Origin of the sequence: Streptomyces fulvorobeus, assembly GCF_013167895.1 — a bacterium.
GTDB classification, from domain to species: domain Bacteria; phylum Actinomycetota; class Actinomycetes; order Streptomycetales; family Streptomycetaceae; genus Streptomyces; species Streptomyces fulvorobeus.
In genome coordinates this window covers 4,509,031-4,526,634 of sequence record NZ_BLWC01000001.1, presented here as the reverse complement: position 1 = coordinate 4,526,634, position 17,604 = coordinate 4,509,031, and the positions used below count along the sequence as shown (strand labels likewise).

Annotated in this window: 8 protein-coding genes and 1 pseudogene; 7 read left to right on the top strand and 2 right to left on the bottom strand. The window is 71.7% G+C overall.

Going from position 1 to position 17,604, the window contains the following annotated elements; translation table 11 throughout:
- Positions 1–125 precede the first annotated feature (125 nt).
- From Sfulv_RS20495 to Sfulv_RS20485, 3 genes are all read left to right on the top strand, one after another.
- Positions 126–1,802 (top strand): sensor histidine kinase, encoded by a 1,677-nt coding sequence (locus tag Sfulv_RS20495; protein WP_173316042.1) that lies wholly within the window; start codon positions 126–128, stop codon positions 1,800–1,802.
- A complete protein-coding gene (locus Sfulv_RS20490; RefSeq protein WP_173316041.1) occupies positions 1,799–2,473 on the top strand; it encodes a response regulator in 675 nt (224 codons plus the stop codon). Before Sfulv_RS20495 ends, Sfulv_RS20490 begins: the two co-directional genes overlap by 4 nt.
- A 252-nt stretch (positions 2,474–2,725) precedes the next feature.
- Positions 2,726–3,349: a helix-turn-helix domain-containing protein gene (locus tag Sfulv_RS20485; RefSeq protein ID WP_218901506.1), complete on the top strand. Its 624-nt coding sequence runs from the start codon at positions 2,726–2,728 to the stop codon at positions 3,347–3,349.
- Between the two features lie 73 nt (positions 3,350–3,422).
- Here Sfulv_RS20485 and Sfulv_RS20480 read toward each other — a convergent pair whose 3' ends face one another.
- A complete protein-coding gene (locus tag Sfulv_RS20480; RefSeq protein WP_173316039.1) occupies positions 3,423–4,448 on the bottom strand; it encodes an ATP-dependent 6-phosphofructokinase in 1,026 nt (341 codons plus the stop codon).
- Positions 4,449–4,818: 370 nt separating this feature from the next.
- Between Sfulv_RS20480 and pta the strand changes: the two genes are divergently transcribed.
- The 3 genes and pseudogenes from pta (at position 4,819) to pyk (ending at position 9,699) form a co-directional block, all read left to right on the top strand.
- The gene (gene pta, locus Sfulv_RS20475) at positions 4,819–6,891 is read left to right on the top strand and encodes a phosphate acetyltransferase (protein ID WP_173316038.1); all 2,073 of its coding nucleotides are present in this window, start codon (positions 4,819–4,821) and stop codon (positions 6,889–6,891) included.
- A gap of 5 nt (positions 6,892–6,896) precedes the next feature.
- Positions 6,897–8,195 (top strand): acetate kinase, encoded by a 1,299-nt coding sequence (locus Sfulv_RS20470; RefSeq protein WP_173316037.1) that lies wholly within the window; start codon positions 6,897–6,899, stop codon positions 8,193–8,195.
- A gap of 74 nt (positions 8,196–8,269) precedes the next feature.
- Positions 8,270–9,699, top strand: a pseudogene (pyk, locus tag Sfulv_RS20465) (pyruvate kinase).
- A gap of 339 nt (positions 9,700–10,038) precedes the next feature.
- On the opposite strand, the gene Sfulv_RS20460 reads toward pyk, so the two are convergent.
- Positions 10,039–10,263 carry a hypothetical protein gene (locus Sfulv_RS20460; protein ID WP_173316036.1) on the bottom strand — a complete coding sequence of 75 codons (225 nt, stop codon included), beginning with the start codon at positions 10,261–10,263 and terminating at the stop codon, positions 10,039–10,041.
- 1 nt (position 10,264) lies between these two features.
- Between Sfulv_RS20460 and Sfulv_RS20455 the strand changes: the two genes are divergently transcribed.
- The gene (locus Sfulv_RS20455; RefSeq protein WP_256669029.1) at positions 10,265–17,551 is read left to right on the top strand and encodes a hypothetical protein; all 7,287 of its coding nucleotides are present in this window, start codon (positions 10,265–10,267) and stop codon (positions 17,549–17,551) included.
- Positions 17,552–17,604 lie beyond the last annotated feature (53 nt).

Sequence of the window (17,604 nt, the reverse complement as noted above, 5' to 3'; positions counted from 1 at the left end):
CCGTCCCTGGGGGCCTCGGCGACTATCCATCTCCCTGTGACGGCCGTCACCCTTGCGTTCATATCGTTCACGGTCGGGTTCAAGCCATCTGCCCTCGGCGGAGCGGGCCAGGCAGACTGGGCTCCATGCGCCTCCCCCGTACCCGTCCCCGCAGCCTGGCCGGCCAGCTCTTCGCCATGCAGGTGGTGCTGGTGGCCGCTGTCGTCGCAGGATGCGCGTTCTTCGCCTACGCCTCGGGGAGCGCGCAGGCGCAGGAGACCGCCGCCCGGCAGGTACGGGCCGCCGCGCTCGCGGTGGCCGGTTCTCCCTCCGTACGGGAGGCGATCCGTACCCCGGACCCGTCCGCCGCACTCCAGCCGTACGCGGAGCAGGTCCGCGAGGAGACCGGGATCGCCTTCGTCACGATCATGAGCCCGCAGCGGGTGCGCTGGACACATCCGGACCCCGGGCGGATCGGCGAGACCTTCCTCGGGCACACCGAGCAGGCGCTGCGCGGCGAGACGTTCGCGGAGACGTACACCGGCACGCTCGGACCCTCGATACGGGTCGTGACCCCGGTCAGGGACGGCGGCCGGATCACGGGACTCGTCAGTGCGGGCATCACCGTCGAGCGGGTCTCCACCCAGGTGCGCGAGCAGCTGGGCGCCCTCGGCCTCGCGGCGGGCGGGGCGCTGGCGCTCGGCGGTCTCGGCACGTACGTGATCAACGCCCGGCTGCGGCGCCACACGCACGGCATGAACGCGGGCGAGCTGAGCCGGATGCACGACTACCACGAGGCCACCCTGCACGCGCTCCGCGAGGGCCTGCTGATGCTCGACGGCCGGCGGCGGATCGCACTGGTCAACGACGCGGGCCGGGAACTGCTCGGCCTGGGGCCGGGCGCGGTCGGCCGGACCGTCGCCGAGCTGGAGCTGCCCGCCCCGCTCACCGGGGCGCTGCTCGCCTCGGAGCCGCGGGTGGACGAAGTGCATCTGGCGGCGGACCGGGTGATCGTCGTCAACACCCGGCCGGTGGTGGGCGGGGAGCAGCGGGGCACCGTGGTGACCCTCCGGGACCACACCGAACTCCTGGCGCTCTGGGGTGAACTGGACTCGGAGCGCGGCTTCACCCAGGCTCTGCGCTCCCAGGCGCACGAGGCGGCGAACCGACTGCACACCGTGGTGTCGCTCATCGAACTCGGCCGCGTCCAGGCGGCGGTCGACTTCGCCACGGCCGAACTGGAACTGGCCCAGGTGCTCACCGACCGGGTCGTCGGCGCGGTCGCCGAACCGGTGCTGGCCGCGCTGCTGCTCGGCAAGGCCGCGCAGGCGAACGAGCGGGGTGTGGAGCTGGTGCTCGCCGACAACAGCCTGATCGACGACGGGGCGCTGCCCGCCACCCTGGCCCAGCGCGACCTGGTGACCATCCTCGGCAACCTGATCGACAACGCTGTCGACGCGGCATCGGAGGCGGCGACGAGCGGCCCCGGCACGGTGGACACGGAGCCCGGCGCCGCCACCGCCCCCTCCGCGCGCTCCGGCGCGCGGGCCCGGGTCACGGTGACGGCGCTCGCCGGGGACGGTGAGCTGCTGCTGCGGGTGGCGGACACCGGGGCGGGCATCGGCCCCGACGACGCCGGCGAGGTGTTCCGGCGGGGCTGGTCGACCCACGGCGCCGGACGCGGGCTCGGGCTCGCGCTCGTACGGCAGGCGGCGCACCGCAACGGCGGGACGGTCGCACTGGACCGGAGCGCGCAGGGCGGCGCCGAGTTCACCGTACGGCTGCCGCTGCGGGCCCGGGCGGGCGAGGAGGCCCCCGCGTGATCCGGGTACTGGTGGTCGAGGACGACCCGGTGGCGGCGGACGCCCACCAGCTGTACGTGGGCCGGGTGCCGGGCTTCGAGGTGGCGGCCGTGGCGCACTCGCGCGCGGAGGCGGTCCGGGCGCTGGACCGCACGCCGGTGGACCTGCTGCTCCTGGACCTGTACCTGCCGGACGGGCACGGCCTGCACCTGCTGCGCTCGCTGCGGGCCGCCGGTCACGCGGCCGACGTCATCGCCGTGACGTCGGCGCGTGATCTGGCGGTGGTGCGGGAAGGGGTCTCGCTCGGTGTCGTCCAGTACGTGCTGAAGCCGTTCACCTACCCCACCCTCCGGGACCGGCTCGCGCGGTACGCGGAGTTCCGTGCGGCGGCGGGCGAGGCGAGCGGTCAGGAGGAGGTGGACCGGGCTCTCGGCGCGCTGCGGGTCACGCACCCCTCCGCGCTGCCCAAGGGGCTGAGCGGTCCGACGCTGGAGGCGGTGACTCTGGCCCTGCGCGCCGCCGGGGAAGGGCTGACGGCGGCGGCGGCCGGTGAGGCGCTGGGCATGTCACGGATCACGGCCCGCCGCTACCTGGAACACCTGGTGACGACGGGCCGGGCGGCGCGCAGGCCGCATTACGGACAGGTCGGCCGCCCGGAGCTGCACTACCGCTGGGTACCGGAAGGCGGCTGACCACTCCGCCGACGAGGCCGATGCCGGTCGGGACGGAGAGTCTGCCCCTGAGCGAGGGGGTGCGGCGTGTGAGGCCGGGGGTCCGGAACGGCCTCGGCACCCGCGCCGACCTGCGCTCGGAGGTTCCTACGAAGGGTGATCCGGGCGGAAGCCACCGTAGCCAGGCGGAGTCCATGCTTCTACGGTGGGGCCGTGCACCCCTCTCCGCCCTTCAACGCCCCCGCCGCGCGCCGACTTCGCGAGGCTCTGGGGATGGCGCCCGGTCATGTCGCGTACGGTCTCGCAGCTCAGTACGGCCTCCGGCTCCCGCCGGAGACCGTGATCGCCTGGGAGCGGGGCACGGCGACGCCGACCGAGCGCGAGCTGACGGCGCTGGCCGGTGTGCTCTGGTGCGCCCCTGGCGAACTGCTCTCCGCCGCCTCCACCCTGCGGGAGCACCGGCTGACGCGGGGTCTCTCGGTCGACGAGCTGGCCGGGCGGACGGGGCTGAGCGGCGCCTCCTACCAGCGCATGGAGGAGTCGAACCGCTGGCGCGGCAACGAACGGCAGTCCGCGGCGCTCCGCGAGGCGCTGGAGCTGACCGCCGCGCAGTTCCTGACGGCGAGCGGCCGGGACGAGGAGCTGTCCGAGTTGCTGAAGAGCGCGGTGACGACCCGCTGGCAGGCGTACACGCGCCCGGTGGCGAAGCTCGTACCGCTGGAGCGGGGACTGGTCCAGGGCGTGCTGGAGCAGCTGCACGCCGACTACCAGTCGCTGATGGTCTCGACCCTCAGCTGGAGCAGCGCCGACACGCAGCGGCCGGCGACGACGGGTGACGCGGGCCGGGCGTACCTGGCCCGGATCGTGGAGCACTTCTGGCGCACGGCGGGCGGGTAGCACCTCACCGCGCGCCGCCGGAGCCCGGTGCCGGTTCGCGTCCGGTTCCGGGCCCGGTCCGCTGCGGGCCGGGTCAGAAGACCGACTCGGCCTCGTACATCCGGTCCGCGGGCACCGTCTTCAGCCGGGTGACCGCGTCGGCGAGCGGGACCATGGCGATCTCGTTGCCGCGCAGCGCCGTCATCTTCCCGAAGTCGCCTCGGTGGGTCGCCTCCACCGCGTTCCAGCCGAAGCGCGTCGCCAGGACCCGGTCGTACGCGGTCGGGGTGCCACCGCGCTGCACGTGCCCGAGGATGACCGGTCTGGCCTCCTTGCCGAGCCTGCGCTCCAGCTCGATGGCGAGGCGGTTGCCGATGCCGGTGAAGCGCTCGTGTCCGAACTGGTCGATCTCGCCCTTGGCGTACGGCATGGAGCCCTCGGCCGGGTGCGCGCCCTCCGCCACACAGATCACGGCGAACTTCTTGCCGCGTGCGAAGCGCTCCTCGACCATCTTGACCAGGTCGTCGACCTGGAACGGGCGCTCGGGCAGGCAGATCCCGTGCGCGCCGCCCGCCATGCCGGACTCCAGCGCGATCCAGCCCGCGTGCCGGCCCATCACCTCGACGACCATGACCCGCTGGTGCGATTCGGCGGTCGTCTTGAGCCGGTCTATGGCCTCGGTGGCGACGCCGACGGCGGTGTCGAAGCCGAAGGTCCGGTCGGTGGCGGAGATGTCGTTGTCGATGGTCTTGGGCACGCCGACGACGGGCATCCCGGCGTCCGCCAGCATCCGGGCGGCGGTCAGGGTGCCCTCGCCGCCGATCGGGATGAGCGCGTCGATGCCGTAACGGCGGCTGAGTGCGTCGCAGTTCTCGGCGGCTTCCCGCAGCCGGTCGCGCTCCAGGCGGGCCGAGCCGAGGATGGTGCCGCCGCGGGCCAGGATGCCGCTGACCGCGTTGAGGTCGAGCGGCCTGAAGTGCCCGTCGAGCAGCCCTTTGAACCCGTCCTCGAAGCCGATGACCTCATCACCGTGACCCACCACGGCACGGTGCACGACCGACCGGATCACTGCGTTCAGGCCAGGGCAGTCGCCGCCTGCGGTGAGAATTCCGATGCGCATCGCGCTGTGTCTCCTGCTCGCTAGTGCCGTGCCTTCGGGGGCTCCTCGAAGAGGCCCCCCGTACCGTGAGCCACCGCGATTGTCCCATGCCCGGCCCGGCCCCCGCGCTCCCGGACGGTGCGGCGGCCGGACCGGGCCGCCCGGGGGGAAGGCGCGGGGGCCCGGAAGGGAGGGGAGCTGCCGGTGGCCGGAGGGGCCCCGGGAGACCCCGGAAGCGGCCCCGGGTAGGTCCCCGCGGGCACCCCGGCTCCGGCGGGCGCCCACGCCGCACCCGCAGGTATCGTCAAGAACAATGCAAGCCAATGAGACCTCTTCGGGGACTTCAGCGCCCCCACCGGACGAGCCGGCCGATCAGGACGGGAGAGCACGCGTGGCGCGCAGCGTGTACGTGACGGGAATCGACCGGGGAGACGGCCGCCAGGTCGTCGACCTGGGGGTCATGGAGCTACTGACGCGCCAGGTGGACCGGGTCGGGGTCTTCCGGCCGCTGGTGCACGACGGTCCCGACCGGTTGTTCGAGCTGCTACGGGCCCGCTACCGCCTCACCCAGAGCCCGGCGAGCGTGTATGGCCTGGACTACCACGAGGCGTCCGCGGTGCAGGCGGAGCAGGGCACCGACGAGCTGGTCTCCCTGCTCGTGGAGCGCTTCCACCGGGTGGCCCGGGAGTACGAGGTGGTGCTGGTCCTCGGCTCGGACTTCGCCGCCACCCAGCTCCCGGACGAGCTGGCGCTCAACGCCCGTCTGGCCAACGAGTTCGGCGCCTCGGTGATCGCGGTGGTCGGCGGCAAGGGGCAGACCGCCGAGTCCGTACGGTCCGAGACGGGCAACGCCTACCGGGCCTACGCGGGCCTCGGCTGCGACGTCCTCGCGATGATCGTCAACCGGGTGGCGCCCGAGGACCGCGAGAGGATCGCCGAGCGGCTCACGGCCCGGCTGCCCGTCCCCTGCTCGGTCCTCCCCGACGACCCGGCGCTCTCCGCGCCCACCGTCGCCCAGGTCACCGCGGCGCTCGACGGCACGGTGCTGCTCGGCGACGAGGCGGGCCTGTCCCGGGACGCCCTGGACTTCGTCTTCGGCGGCGCCATGCTGCCGAACGTCCTGAACGCGCTGACCCCGGGCTGCATGGTCGTCACCCCCGGGGACCGCTCGGATCTCGTGATCGGGGCGCTGGCCGCGCACAGCGCGGGCACACCGCCCATCGCGGGCCTGCTGCTGACACTGGACGAGCGGCCCGGCGCGGACATCCTGCGGCTCGCCGCCCGGCTGGCGCCCGGCACCCCGGTCGTCGCGGTGGCCGGCGGCTCCTTCCCCACCGCCGCGGAGCTCTTCACCCTGGAAGGCAAGCTGAACGCGGCCACGCCCCGCAAGGCGGAGACCGCGCTCGGCGTCTTCGAGCGCCACGTGGACACCGCCGGTCTGCTGGCCCGGCTCTCCGTGGCCCGCAGCGCCCGCGTCACCCCGATGATGTTCGAGCACGACCTGCTGGAGCAGGCCCGTGCCAAGCGCCGCCGGGTCGTCCTGCCCGAGGGCACCGAGGAGCGCGTGCTGCGCGCCGCCGACGTGCTGCTGCGGCGCGACGTCTGCGAACTGACGCTCCTCGGCGACGCCGACGTGATCCGCAAGAAGGCAGCGGACCTCGGGATCGACCTGGCCGGAACCCAGCTGATCGATCCGCAGACCTCCGGGCTGCGCCAGTCCTTCGCCGAGCGGTACGCGCAGCTGCGCGCGCACCGCGGGGTGACGGTGGAGCTCGCGTACGACGTCGTGTCGGACGTGAACTACTTCGGCACGCTGATGGTCCAGGAGGGCCACGCCGACGGCATGGTCTCCGGCTCGGTGCACTCGACCGCGGCGACCATCCGCCCGGCCTTCGAGATCATCAAGACGAAGCCGGACGCCTCCATCGTCTCGTCCGTCTTCTTCATGTGCCTCGCCGACAAGGTCCTGGTGTACGGCGACTGCGCGGTCAACCCGGACCCGGACGCCGAACAGCTCGCGGACATCGCCGTGCAGTCGGCCGCCACCGCCGCCCGCTTCGGTGTGGAGCCCCGGATCGCGATGCTGTCGTACTCGACGGGCACCTCGGGAACCGGTGCCGACGTCGACAAGGTGCGGGAGGCCACGGAGCGGGTACGCGCCGCACGGCCGGATCTGCGGATCGAGGGCCCGATCCAGTACGACGCGGCCGTCGAACCGTCCGTCGCGGCGACGAAACTCCCCGGTTCCAAGGTGGCGGGACAGGCTACGGTGCTGATCTTCCCGGACCTCAACACCGGCAACAACACCTACAAGGCCGTGCAGCGCTCGGCGGGCGCGGTGGCCGTGGGCCCGGTGCTCCAGGGGCTCCGCAAGCCGGTCAACGACCTGTCCCGCGGCGCGCTCGTACAGGACATCGTCAACACCGTGGCCATTACAGCGATCCAGGCGCAGGGCGAGGAGTGAACCGGATGACGACCCCGATCAGCGAGGGCGCGCCCAGCGGTGCGGTGCGCCCCCACCGCGTCCTCGTGCTCAACTCCGGCTCCTCGTCGGTGAAGTACCAGCTCCTCGACATGCACGGCCACGCCCGGCTCGCGACCGGCCTGATCGAGCGGATCGGTGAGAAGACCTCCCGGCTCACCCACACCCCGCGGCCCGGCGACGGCGGCGAACCACGGACGCGGTCGGGCCCGATCGCCGACCACGACGAGGCGCTGAAGGCGGCGGCCGGCGAGCTGGCCGCCGACGGGCTCGGACTCGACTCCCCCGAACTGGCCGCGATCGGCCACCGGGTCGTGCACGGCGGACTGCGGTTCACCGAGCCCACCGTGGTCACGGACGAGGTGCTGACGGAGATCGAACGGCTCGTCCCGCTCGCCCCGCTCCACAACCCGGCGAACATCACCGGCATCCGTACGGCGCACGGCCTGCGCCCGGACCTGCCGCAGGTCGCGGTCTTCGACACGGCGTTCCACACGACGATGCCGGAGAGCGCGGCCCGGTACGCGATCGATGCCGACACGGCCGACGCGCACCGCATCCGCCGCTACGGCTTCCACGGCACCTCGCACGCGTACGTCTCCCGCAGGACCGCCGAGCTGCTGGGGCGCCCGCCGGAGGACGTCAACGTGATCGTCCTGCACCTGGGCAACGGCGCTTCGGCGTCCGCGGTGGCGGGCGGCAGGTGCGTGGACACCTCGATGGGACTGACCCCCTTGGAGGGGCTGGTGATGGGTACGCGTTCGGGAGACATCGATCCGGCCGTCATCTTCCACCTGAAGCGGGTGGCGGGGATGTCCACGGACGAGATCGACGTCCTGCTGAACAGGAGGAGCGGTCTCGTCGGCCTCTGCGGCGACAACGACATGCGGGAGATCCGCCGCCGGGTCGACGAGGGCGACGAGCGGGCCGCGCTCGCGTTCGACATCTACATCCACCGGCTGAAGAAGTACATCGGCGCCTATGCGGCGGTCCTCGGCCGGGTGGACGCGGTGGTGTTCACGGCGGGTGTCGGCGAGAACTCGGCCCCGGTACGGGAGGCTGCCATCGCCGGTCTGGCGGAGCTCGGGCCGGTGGTGGACGGAGATCTCAACGCCGTGCGCTCCCGCGAGCCCCGGCTGATCTCGCCGGACCACGCGCGTGTGGCGGTCGCCGTGGTGCCGACGGACGAGGAGCTGGAGATCGCGGAGCAGACCTTCGCCCTCGTCGGCCGGTCCGGCACGCCCTCCGGACAGGCCGGACCGCCGCTCGGACAGGCCGACAACTGAGCACCCCCGCGCCCCTTTGTATCTTCCACCAGACGGAATATTCCGCAGTGAAACAAACCGATAGGATCCGCCTCATGCGCCGTTCCAAAATCGTCTGCACCCTCGGTCCCGCCGTCGACTCCCATGAGCAGCTCGTCGCTCTGATCGAGGCCGGCATGAGCGTGGCCCGCTTCAACTTCAGTCACGGCACCCATGAGGAGCACCAGGGCCGATACGACCGGGTCCGCAAGGCGGCCGACGACACCGGCCGGGCCGTCGGCGTGCTCGCCGACCTCCAGGGCCCCAAGATCCGCCTGGCGAAGTTCGCCGAGGGCCCCGTCGAGCTGGTCCGCGGGACGAGTTCACGATCACCTCCGAGGACGTCCCGGGCGACAAGTCGATCTGCGGCACCACCTACAAGGGCCTGCCAGGCGACGTCGCCAAGGGCGACCCCATCCTGATCAACGACGGCAACGTCGAGCTCAAGGTCGTCGCGGTCGAGGGCCCCCGGGTCCGGACCATCGTGATCGAGGGCGGTGTCATCTCCGACCACAAGGGCATCAACCTGCCCGGCGCGGCCGTGAACGTCCCCGCCCTCTCCGAGAAGGACGTAGACGACCTGCGGTTCGCCCTCCGGATGGGCTGCGACCTGGTGGCCCTGTCCTTCGTGCGGGACGCCGAGGACGTGAAGGACGTCCACAAGGTGATGGACGAGGAGGGCCGCCGGGTCCCCGTCATCGCCAAGGTGGAGAAGCCGCAGGCCGTCGAGCACATGGAGGGCATCGTCGCCGCCTTCGACGGTGTGATGGTGGCCCGTGGCGACCTGGCCGTCGAGTACCCGCTCGAAAAGGTCCCGATGGTGCAGAAGCGCCTCATCGAGCTGTGCCGCCGCAACGCCAAGCCGGTGATCGTGGCGACCCAGATGATGGAGTCGATGATCACGAACTCGCGTCCGACGCGCGCCGAGGCGTCCGACGTCGCCAACGCGATCCTGGACGGGGCCGACGCGGTCATGCTGTCCGCCGAGTCGAGCGTGGGCGCGTACCCGATCGAGACGGTCAAGACGATGTCGAAGATCGTCGTCGCGGCCGAGGAGGAGCTGCTCTCCAAGGGCCTCCAGCCACTGGTCCCGGGCAAGAAGCCCCGTACGCAGGGCGGTTCGGTGGCCCGCGCCGCCTGCGAGATCGCGGACTTCCTGGACGGCAAGGCCCTGGTCGCGTTCACCAAGTCCGGCGACACGGCCCGCCGCCTCTCCCGCTACCGCGTGGCACAGCCGATCCTCGCCTTCACCACGGAGGAGGCCACCCGCAACCAGCTCGCGCTGAGCTGGGGCGTCGAGTCCTACGTCGTCCCGCACGTGGACAACACGGACGCCATGGTGGACCTCGTGGACGCGGAGCTGCTGAAGCTCAACCGCTACAACGACGGCGACGCGATGGTCATCACGGCCGGCTCGCCCCCCGGCGTCCCCGGCACCACCAACATGGTCCGGGTGCACCACCTGGGCGGCGGCGAGCGCGCCTGACGCGTCGTCCGACGACACATACAGCCGTGGGCCGCACCCCCTTCCGACAGAAGGGGGTGCGGCCCACGGCCGTTCTTGGTTACCAGTGGTCAATTGGCAGCTCGACCGGGCCCGTCGGCGCCGACACGATGTCCTTGCTGTCGGCGTACTCGCGAAAGCGCTCCAGCAAGTGCGCACCGCTCGCCGCGACGCGTTCCCGAGGATCTCGACATACAAGACAGGCGTACCTGAGCGTGCCGCCTTACGGCGGGTAACAACTTGATCAACAAGCGGTTCGCTTTGCCCCCTGCTGGGACTTCAGACACCCTTGGCGAAGATTATTCGATCTCCATTTGATCTTCACTTGCCGAGCGGGGCATGGCACGGTTGCAGCGCAAGCGGCGGTGCCAACTCGTGGGGGACGAGCGTGCCGGCACGTGCCGCGTCCGGGTGCTTGCTGTCATGCCCATGACTGAACTTGCCGACCGATCGAGAGATTGCAAGGCAGGCCATGTCATTGTTCAGAAGAGACGTCGGTAGACGTCGGCGTCTCATCCGGTCCACGCTGACCAGGGCCACCAGCACGGTGGCGCTCATCACCGCCGCGGCCGTACTGGCCGGCGTGATCCAGGCCGTTCCAGCCGTGGCCGACCAGGTACCCGAGGACACCGGGACCGACCGCAACAGCATCGGCCAAGAGCTCCGGCGCGACCGTTGCCTCGCCGGTGTGGCGCTGCACGTCGGCGGCCCCCGGATGAAGGCCAAGGCCATCGAGGCATTGACCGGCACCGAGGAGCAGCTCCGCGAGGCCATCGGCGACATCGGCTGGATCGGTTACGGCCCCCTGGGCATGGAAGGAATCGCCGACAAGGAGGACGGCACCGCCTACCAGGAAGCCAATGACCGGCGTGCTGATGAACTGACCGCGGCCAATAAGCCCTACGTCGAGTCCGCGTGGACCGACGACGTTATGGACTTCCACACGCCCAAGTTCGGCGCGGAGGTGAACTACTTCACCGCGCTCGCACAGGTTCAGCTCGCCTCCCCGCTCGGGTGGGACGGCCACAGCGAGGCCAGTGCCGAGGCGATCTCGCAGGCCCGGGCAATCGCCGACAAGAACAACGGCAAGGACGACTGGCACGACTTCTCGGCGCACTGGATGCTGCAGAACGTCGGATACGAGTATTCGGGCGGCACCACTTCCAGCGACATCGCTGCCTATCTGCGGCGCGGCGGATTCGCGTCCGAGGCACCGGCCAAGGGTTCCGCCGAGTACAACATCGATGTCGAGGACCTCAAGCAGGCATGGGCCGCCTGCGATTACCAGAACCCGATCGACCCGCGGCGCAAGCTCAACGAGCCGGTCATGGCCGCGATGGTCGAATGGGAGCTGGAGTACGCCGGACAGGCGGCGCAGCGCGCCACGATCATCCAGGCGGAGGCGGACGCCGCCGGGGCGACCCAGGCCGCGACCAACGACATGATCGAGGCCATCAGGCAGGCTTGGATCGTCGAGCAGATCCTGACATGGCGCAAGTACTGGCAGGACGAACTCGCCAACGACCCCGACACGATCTTCGAGAAGCCCGACCAGGCGTTCTACGACAAGGCCACGGCCGATCAGGACGCCGCCCGCACCAAGGTGGCCGCCTTGGTCGTCTCGGTTAAGGCGCAGGTCGCCAAGGCAGCCACGGCTGCCCAGAAGGCCGCAACCGCGCAGCAGGAGGCGTGGGCCATCGCCGACACCACCCACGTGCCACGCGGCCGCGGTCTGATGTACGCCCAGCAGTCGGTCCAGGTCGCCCGCGCCTCCAGCGCCGCCGCCGCAGCCGCGGCGAAGGCGACCGAGACCGCACTCTCCGCCGCCAACGCGACGATCGCCGACGCGGACGCGCTGCTCGCCAAGGCGCAGACCGATGCGCACGCGATCAACACGGAGTTCCGCCGTGTCGCCGCCGAGGAGGCCGCCTCGCAGGCGAAGACCGCCGCCGACAGCGCCGAGGCCAACGCCAAGGCGGCCGCCGAGAGCGCGACCACCGCCAAGGCCGCCCTTACGACGGCCGAGCAGAAGCGAGGCAAAGCCAAGACCGCCGCCGCCACCGCCGCCACCGAGCGCGCCAAGGCCCAGGCCGAGCAGGCCACCGCCGTCGCCTCCCGGGCCAAGGCCGCCACCGAGCGGGCCAAGGCGCAGGAGGCCGAGGAGCGGGCCGTTACCCAGCAGACGACGGCCAGGAGCGCCGACACTGCTGTGGGGACCGCGACCACGAATGCCACGGCGAAGCGCAAGGTCGCCGACGAGAGGGCGAAGGCCGCACAGACCGCCCGTGAGAAGGCGGTCGTCGCGCTTCAGGCGAAGCAGGCCACCGCGGCCCGCGCCGCCGCCCTCGAAGCCGCGGCCGCCGCCGCCGAGGGCACCGCGGCCGCGGCCGAGACTCGTACGGCCGCTACCGCCGCCCGTACGGCCTCGAACCAGGCAGTCCAAGCCGCGACTGCCGCCCAGACCGCCGCCGACCAGGCCACCACGGCCGCCGTCGGGGCGCGCACCGCCGCCACCACGGCGGAAGGCGCCGCCGAGCGCGCCCAGGCCAACGCGAGCAACGCGTGGTCGGCGTACCGGGGATCCCTCGACGCGGCTTCCACCGCGCACGCTGCCGCGGCCGTCGCGCTCGACGCCTCGCAGGACGCGGCGATCCGTGCGGACGGTGCCGCCACGGCGTCGGAGAACGCCACCGAACTCGCCAAGAAGGCCCAGCTGGAGTCGGCCGCCGCCGGGACAAGCGCGGAAGAGGCCGTGAAGTCGGCGGGTACGGTCGTGGGCCGCGCCTACGCCGCCGGTCAGGCGGCGCTCGCCGCCCGCGACAGTGCCACGGCCGCCGTCTCCGCCGCCGACACCGCCATCTCCGTCGGTACGCCGTACCAGGAAAGGGACAGCGCGGCCGCGTTCGCCGTACTCGTCGGCCAGTCGTCGAAGACGATCGCCCAGCAGCAGGCCGCGGCGGCCGAGGCCAAGGCCGTTGAGGCAGCGGCAGCCGCCGAGTCCGCCCAGCAGACCGCCGCGCAGGCGACCGGTGACGCGAAGCTCGCGGCCGAGGCCGCCGCGCGGGCGGCGAGCGATTCGGTGCGTGCCGTCGAGGCCGTGATCCGCGCCCAGGCATCAGCGGTCGAGGCCGCCGGTGACCAGAAGGGTGCCAAGGCCGCCGCCGACACCGCTGCCGACTACTCCCGGCAGGCAGGCAACGACGCCGTGTCCGCCCGCCTCACCGCGGACGGTGCGAGCAGCGCGGCCGTCGAGGCCGACCGTGAGGCCACCGACGCCGAGCGGCACGCCGCGGAGGCGAACGAGAAGGCCAGCCGGGCCGGCGAGGCGGCAAAGGGCGCCTTGGACAAGGCGACCCAGGCCGAGCGGGACGCCGTGGCCGCCGAGGAAAAGGCAGCCGACGCGGAAGGTGACAGCACCACCGCTGAGGAGGCCGCCGAACAGGCCGAACAGCAGCAGCGCGAAAAGAACGAGATCGCCCATGAGAACGCGCTCGCCGAGGGCACCACGCCCATCAAGGGCGGCGCGGACAACTGGCCGAAGCTCGGCCAGCGCGAGGAGAAGACTCTCCTCGACTCCTGCGGCCAGACCTGCGTCGACGACTACCGGAAGGGCCTCGCCGCCGTCTCCGTGAACGTCGTCGCATGGGCTACCGCCAACGGCGGTCAGATCCTCTTCCAGCAACTCGACGCCGCGCAGGCCAAGGAGTGCCTGGCCAAGTTCGACGTCGAGGAGTGCCTCTGGTCGCTGGTCGACGTCCCCTCGTCCGCCGTGATCGTGGGCCGCATGCCGGCGCTCGCTCAGGCGATCGAGAAGGTCTCCACCGGCATGCGGCAGATCTTCATCGACGCCGACAACGCCCTGCGCCGCCTCAGCGAGCTCACCGCCGTCATCCGTGACGTCCGCTCCACCCCGCGCCTCAACCGGTGCCTCGCCGGAGTCGCCCTGCATGCGGGCGGCGCCAAGATGAAGGCCAAGGCCATCGAGGGCCTTACGGGCACCAACGACCAGCTGCACGCCGTCATCGGCGATGTCGGCTGGATCGGGTTCATGCCCCTGGGGCAGGCCAGCAACCTGGACAAGCAGGCCGGTTACTCCTACATGGATGCCGTCGCGGCCCGCAAGGCCCTCTTGGAGGACGCCAACCGCCCGTACGCGATGAGCTCGTTCAGCGACGAGATCACGCTGCAAGGACCGGAGTTCGGCTCCAACATCCTCGACTACACCCTCTCCACACAGGCGAAACTGGCTGCACGCCTCGGCTGGGACGCCCACACCAACGCTGGCCCGGAGGCGATCGCCAGGGCCCGTGAGCTCACCGAGCAGAACCGCGGTAAGGACAACTGGCACGACTCTTCCGCGGACGTCATGCTGCGGGACACCAGCCTGAACAACACCCGTTGGGCCGGTGGCACCACCTCCGCCGACATCGCCACCTACCTGCGGCACGGCGGATTCCCCGCCCGGAAGGTCGCCGAAGGCACCCCCGAGTTCCGCATCGAGGTCGAAACCCTCAAGCATGCCTGGGCCACGTGCAACCACGCTGACCCGGTGGACCCGCGCAACGCCCTGAGCGAGGCCGTTTCCCATGCCTCGGCCGAGTGGGAAGCGGAGTACGCGGCACAGGCCGCCCCGCGCGCCGTCATCATGCAGGCGGAGGCCGACGCCGCCGCAGCAACGCGGGCCGCCGCCGACAACATGGTCGAGGCCATCGGCCAGGCGTGGCGGGCCGACCAGGTCCTGCGTTGGCAGAAGTACTGGCACGACCAGCTCGAAGCCGACCCGGACCACATCCACAAGCCGAAGCAGGCCCTCTTCGACAAGGCGAAGACGGATCTGGCGAACGCGCGCGGCAAGGTCCAGGCCCTGGTCACCAAGGCCAAGGAGCAGGCGACCCTGGCCACCGGCGCCTCACAGCGCGCGGTGACCGCCCAGCAGCAGGCATGGACGATCGCGGACGCGACGGAGGTCCCGCGCGGTCGCGGCCTGATGTACGCCCAGCAGTCGGTGCAGGTCGCCCGTGCCTCGGGTGCGGCCGCCACGGCCGCCGCGAAGGCGACCGAGACGGCACTGAACGCGGCGAACGCCACGGTCTCGACGTCGGAGGCGCTCCTCGCGCTGGCGCAGACCGAGGCGCACGCGGTGAACACCGAGTTCCGCCGCATCGCCGCGCAGGAGGCCGCCGCCCAGGCGAAGGCCGCGGCGGACAGCGCCGACGCCTACGCGGTCTCGGCCGCGAACAACGCCGCCCTTGCTAAGAAGGCCAAGGAAACCGCGCTGGCGGAGGAGGAGCAGGCCCGCGAGGCCGCCGCCGACGCGCAGGCGCAGCGCGCGGTGGCCGAACTGGAGCGCGCCAACGCGGCGGCCTACCGGGCCACTGCGGAGAGCGAGCGGGACAAGGCCAAGGGCCACGAGGCCGACGCCGTCGCCCAGGGTCTGATCGCCAGTAACGCCCGCACGTCGGCGGAGTCGGCGGGCACCACGGCGTCGGCCCGCAGGGGCGACGCCGAGCAGGCCGAGCGCGATGCGGTCGCCGCCCGCGACAGGGCCCTGGAGGCCGAGCAACGGCGAGACTCCCTCGCTGCGAAGGCGGCGGCCCTGGAGGCCCATGCCGCGGCCGTGGACGGCACGGACGCAGCCGAGGCCGCCCGCGCCGCCTCGACCGATGCCCGGTCGGCCGCCAACACGGCGACCACGGCGGCCGCCAACGCCCGTGCGTCGGCGAACGCAGCGACGACCGCGGCCGTCAACGCCCGTGACGCGGCCACCAAGGCGCAGGGCTCCGCGTCCCGCGCCAAGGCCGCGGCGGACAGCGCCTGGTCCTCGTACATGGTCGCGGCCGGTTCCGCGGCCGCGGCGCACGCCGCGGCGGCCGAGGCCATCGACGCCTCCGAGGCAGCGGCGGCCGATGCCCGGGGTGCCAAGGCACAGTCCGAGAAGGCATCCGCGGCGGCCAAGGTCGGCAAGGCGGAGGCACTTGCCGCCCGTTCCGAGGCGATGCAGACCGCGGCCTGGGCGGCGACCACGGCGGGTAAGGCCCTCGCGGCCGTGCGATCGTCGCTCGCGGCCCGTGACTCCGCCGCTGCGGTGATCAAGCCGGCCAACGAGGCGATCGCCCTCGGTGGTCCATTCCAGGAGGTCGACAGCTCGGCCGCCTTCGCGGTCCTGACGGGACAGCAGTCCCTGACGCTGTCGCAGCAGCAGGCCGCGGCGGCAGCAGCCACCGCGACCATGGCCGAAGGGTTCTCCGCCGAGGCGAAGGCATTGGCCGCGCAGGCCGCCGCGGACATGAAGCTCGCGGCGCAGGCCGCCTCTGCGGCGGCGACCGACGCGCTCCGCGCCGCCAAGGCGTACGAGCGAGCCCAGGTCTCGGCCACCCAAGCGGCGAAGGACGCCAAGGAGGCACAGGCGTCGGCGAACCGTGCCGACGGCTACGCGCTGTCGGCCGGTAACGACGCGTTGGCGGCGTCATGGGCGGCGATGGACGCCGAGCAGGACGCCATCGCGGCGGACGCCGCGGCGACCGAGGCGGAGAAGGACGCCGCCAACGCCCGCACCGTGGCCACACAGGCCGAGGAGGACGCTGCCAGCGCCCAGGCCACCGCCACCCAGGCGGAAATCGACGCGACGGCGGCGGAGAAGGCGGCCGCCGGTGCGTGGGACGCGGCGAACGAGGCACAGGAGGCCGCGGACCGGACGGAGAAGGGCGGCAACACCGAGCAGATCACGCAGGGCGTCACCACCGGGATCGGCGGGGTGTGGGCGGTTCTCGACCACATCGAGTACATCGGCGAGCCGCGGAACGTCGTCAAGGACAACTGCAACCCGATCATCCACGTCGGCGACTGCACGATCACGGCAGACATCACGTACAAATCGCACGTCGACCTGTTCATGTGCATCGCATCGCCCGGAACGTACACGGGCGGCTGCCCGGATGCGGACACTGTCTATCTCGGTCTCGAGGTGTCGGAAGCCAGGACCGAACGGCTCAGCTACACGCTGACGATGACCGAGTTCAACTCGGGCATCGACCCGATCGATGTCCTGCTCGGTGACTTCATCGGCTGCGCCAAGCTGATCACGCCGGGCGTGTCGGGGGGCAGTTGGGGCGACTGTGCCTGGGCGGCGAGCTGGTTCGTCGCAGGCGTGATCTTCAGATCGGCGAAGGCCGCCGTGACGGCGATGGACGCAGCCCTCAAGACCGGCGTCGGCTTCACCGACGCCTGGCTGGCGCTTCGATCCATCGGCCTGACCGAGGCTGCTGTGCAGGGCATGGTCAGCCGTATCGTCAGGAAACTCGACGACGCGTGCGAAAGAGTCGACACCGCGACGTTCAGGGTCGAGGCCTCCGCAGCCGCCTCCGGTTCCAGCGGCGGTACCGGACCCGGGTGCTGGGTGGGTGGCATCAACGGACCGGGGTTTTGGTCCGCGGAGAAGGAGGCCATGGATCCCGCGGCCGCCACCTACCAGCAGCGAGCGACGGGCGGTGTACCGGAAGGCTTCGTCTACAAGCTCAAGATGAAGTACGCGGTTTCCGGCCGAAAGGGAGAGTACGTCAAGCTCGACGGTTACCAGAACGGCAAGCTGATCGACGCGAAGTTCTGGAGCGACAGCGGCGTCATCGATTCGGCGACCGGCAAGTTCAAGTTCTTCGTCACAGCCCCGATCACGGAAGCCAAGGCACAGGTCGCGGGAGCGAAGTCCGCGGTCGGTGGCACCTACACACCCATCGTGTACTACGTGAGCTCTCCAGAGGCGGCAACCGCGTTCCGCCACATGGTTGCGGACACTCCCGAACTCGCTGGAAAGATCGACGTCATTTACATGCCGTAACATGCTCCACCGATGAGGCCGTCCCGGGAAAGTCTGCTTCTCCGGGACGGCCT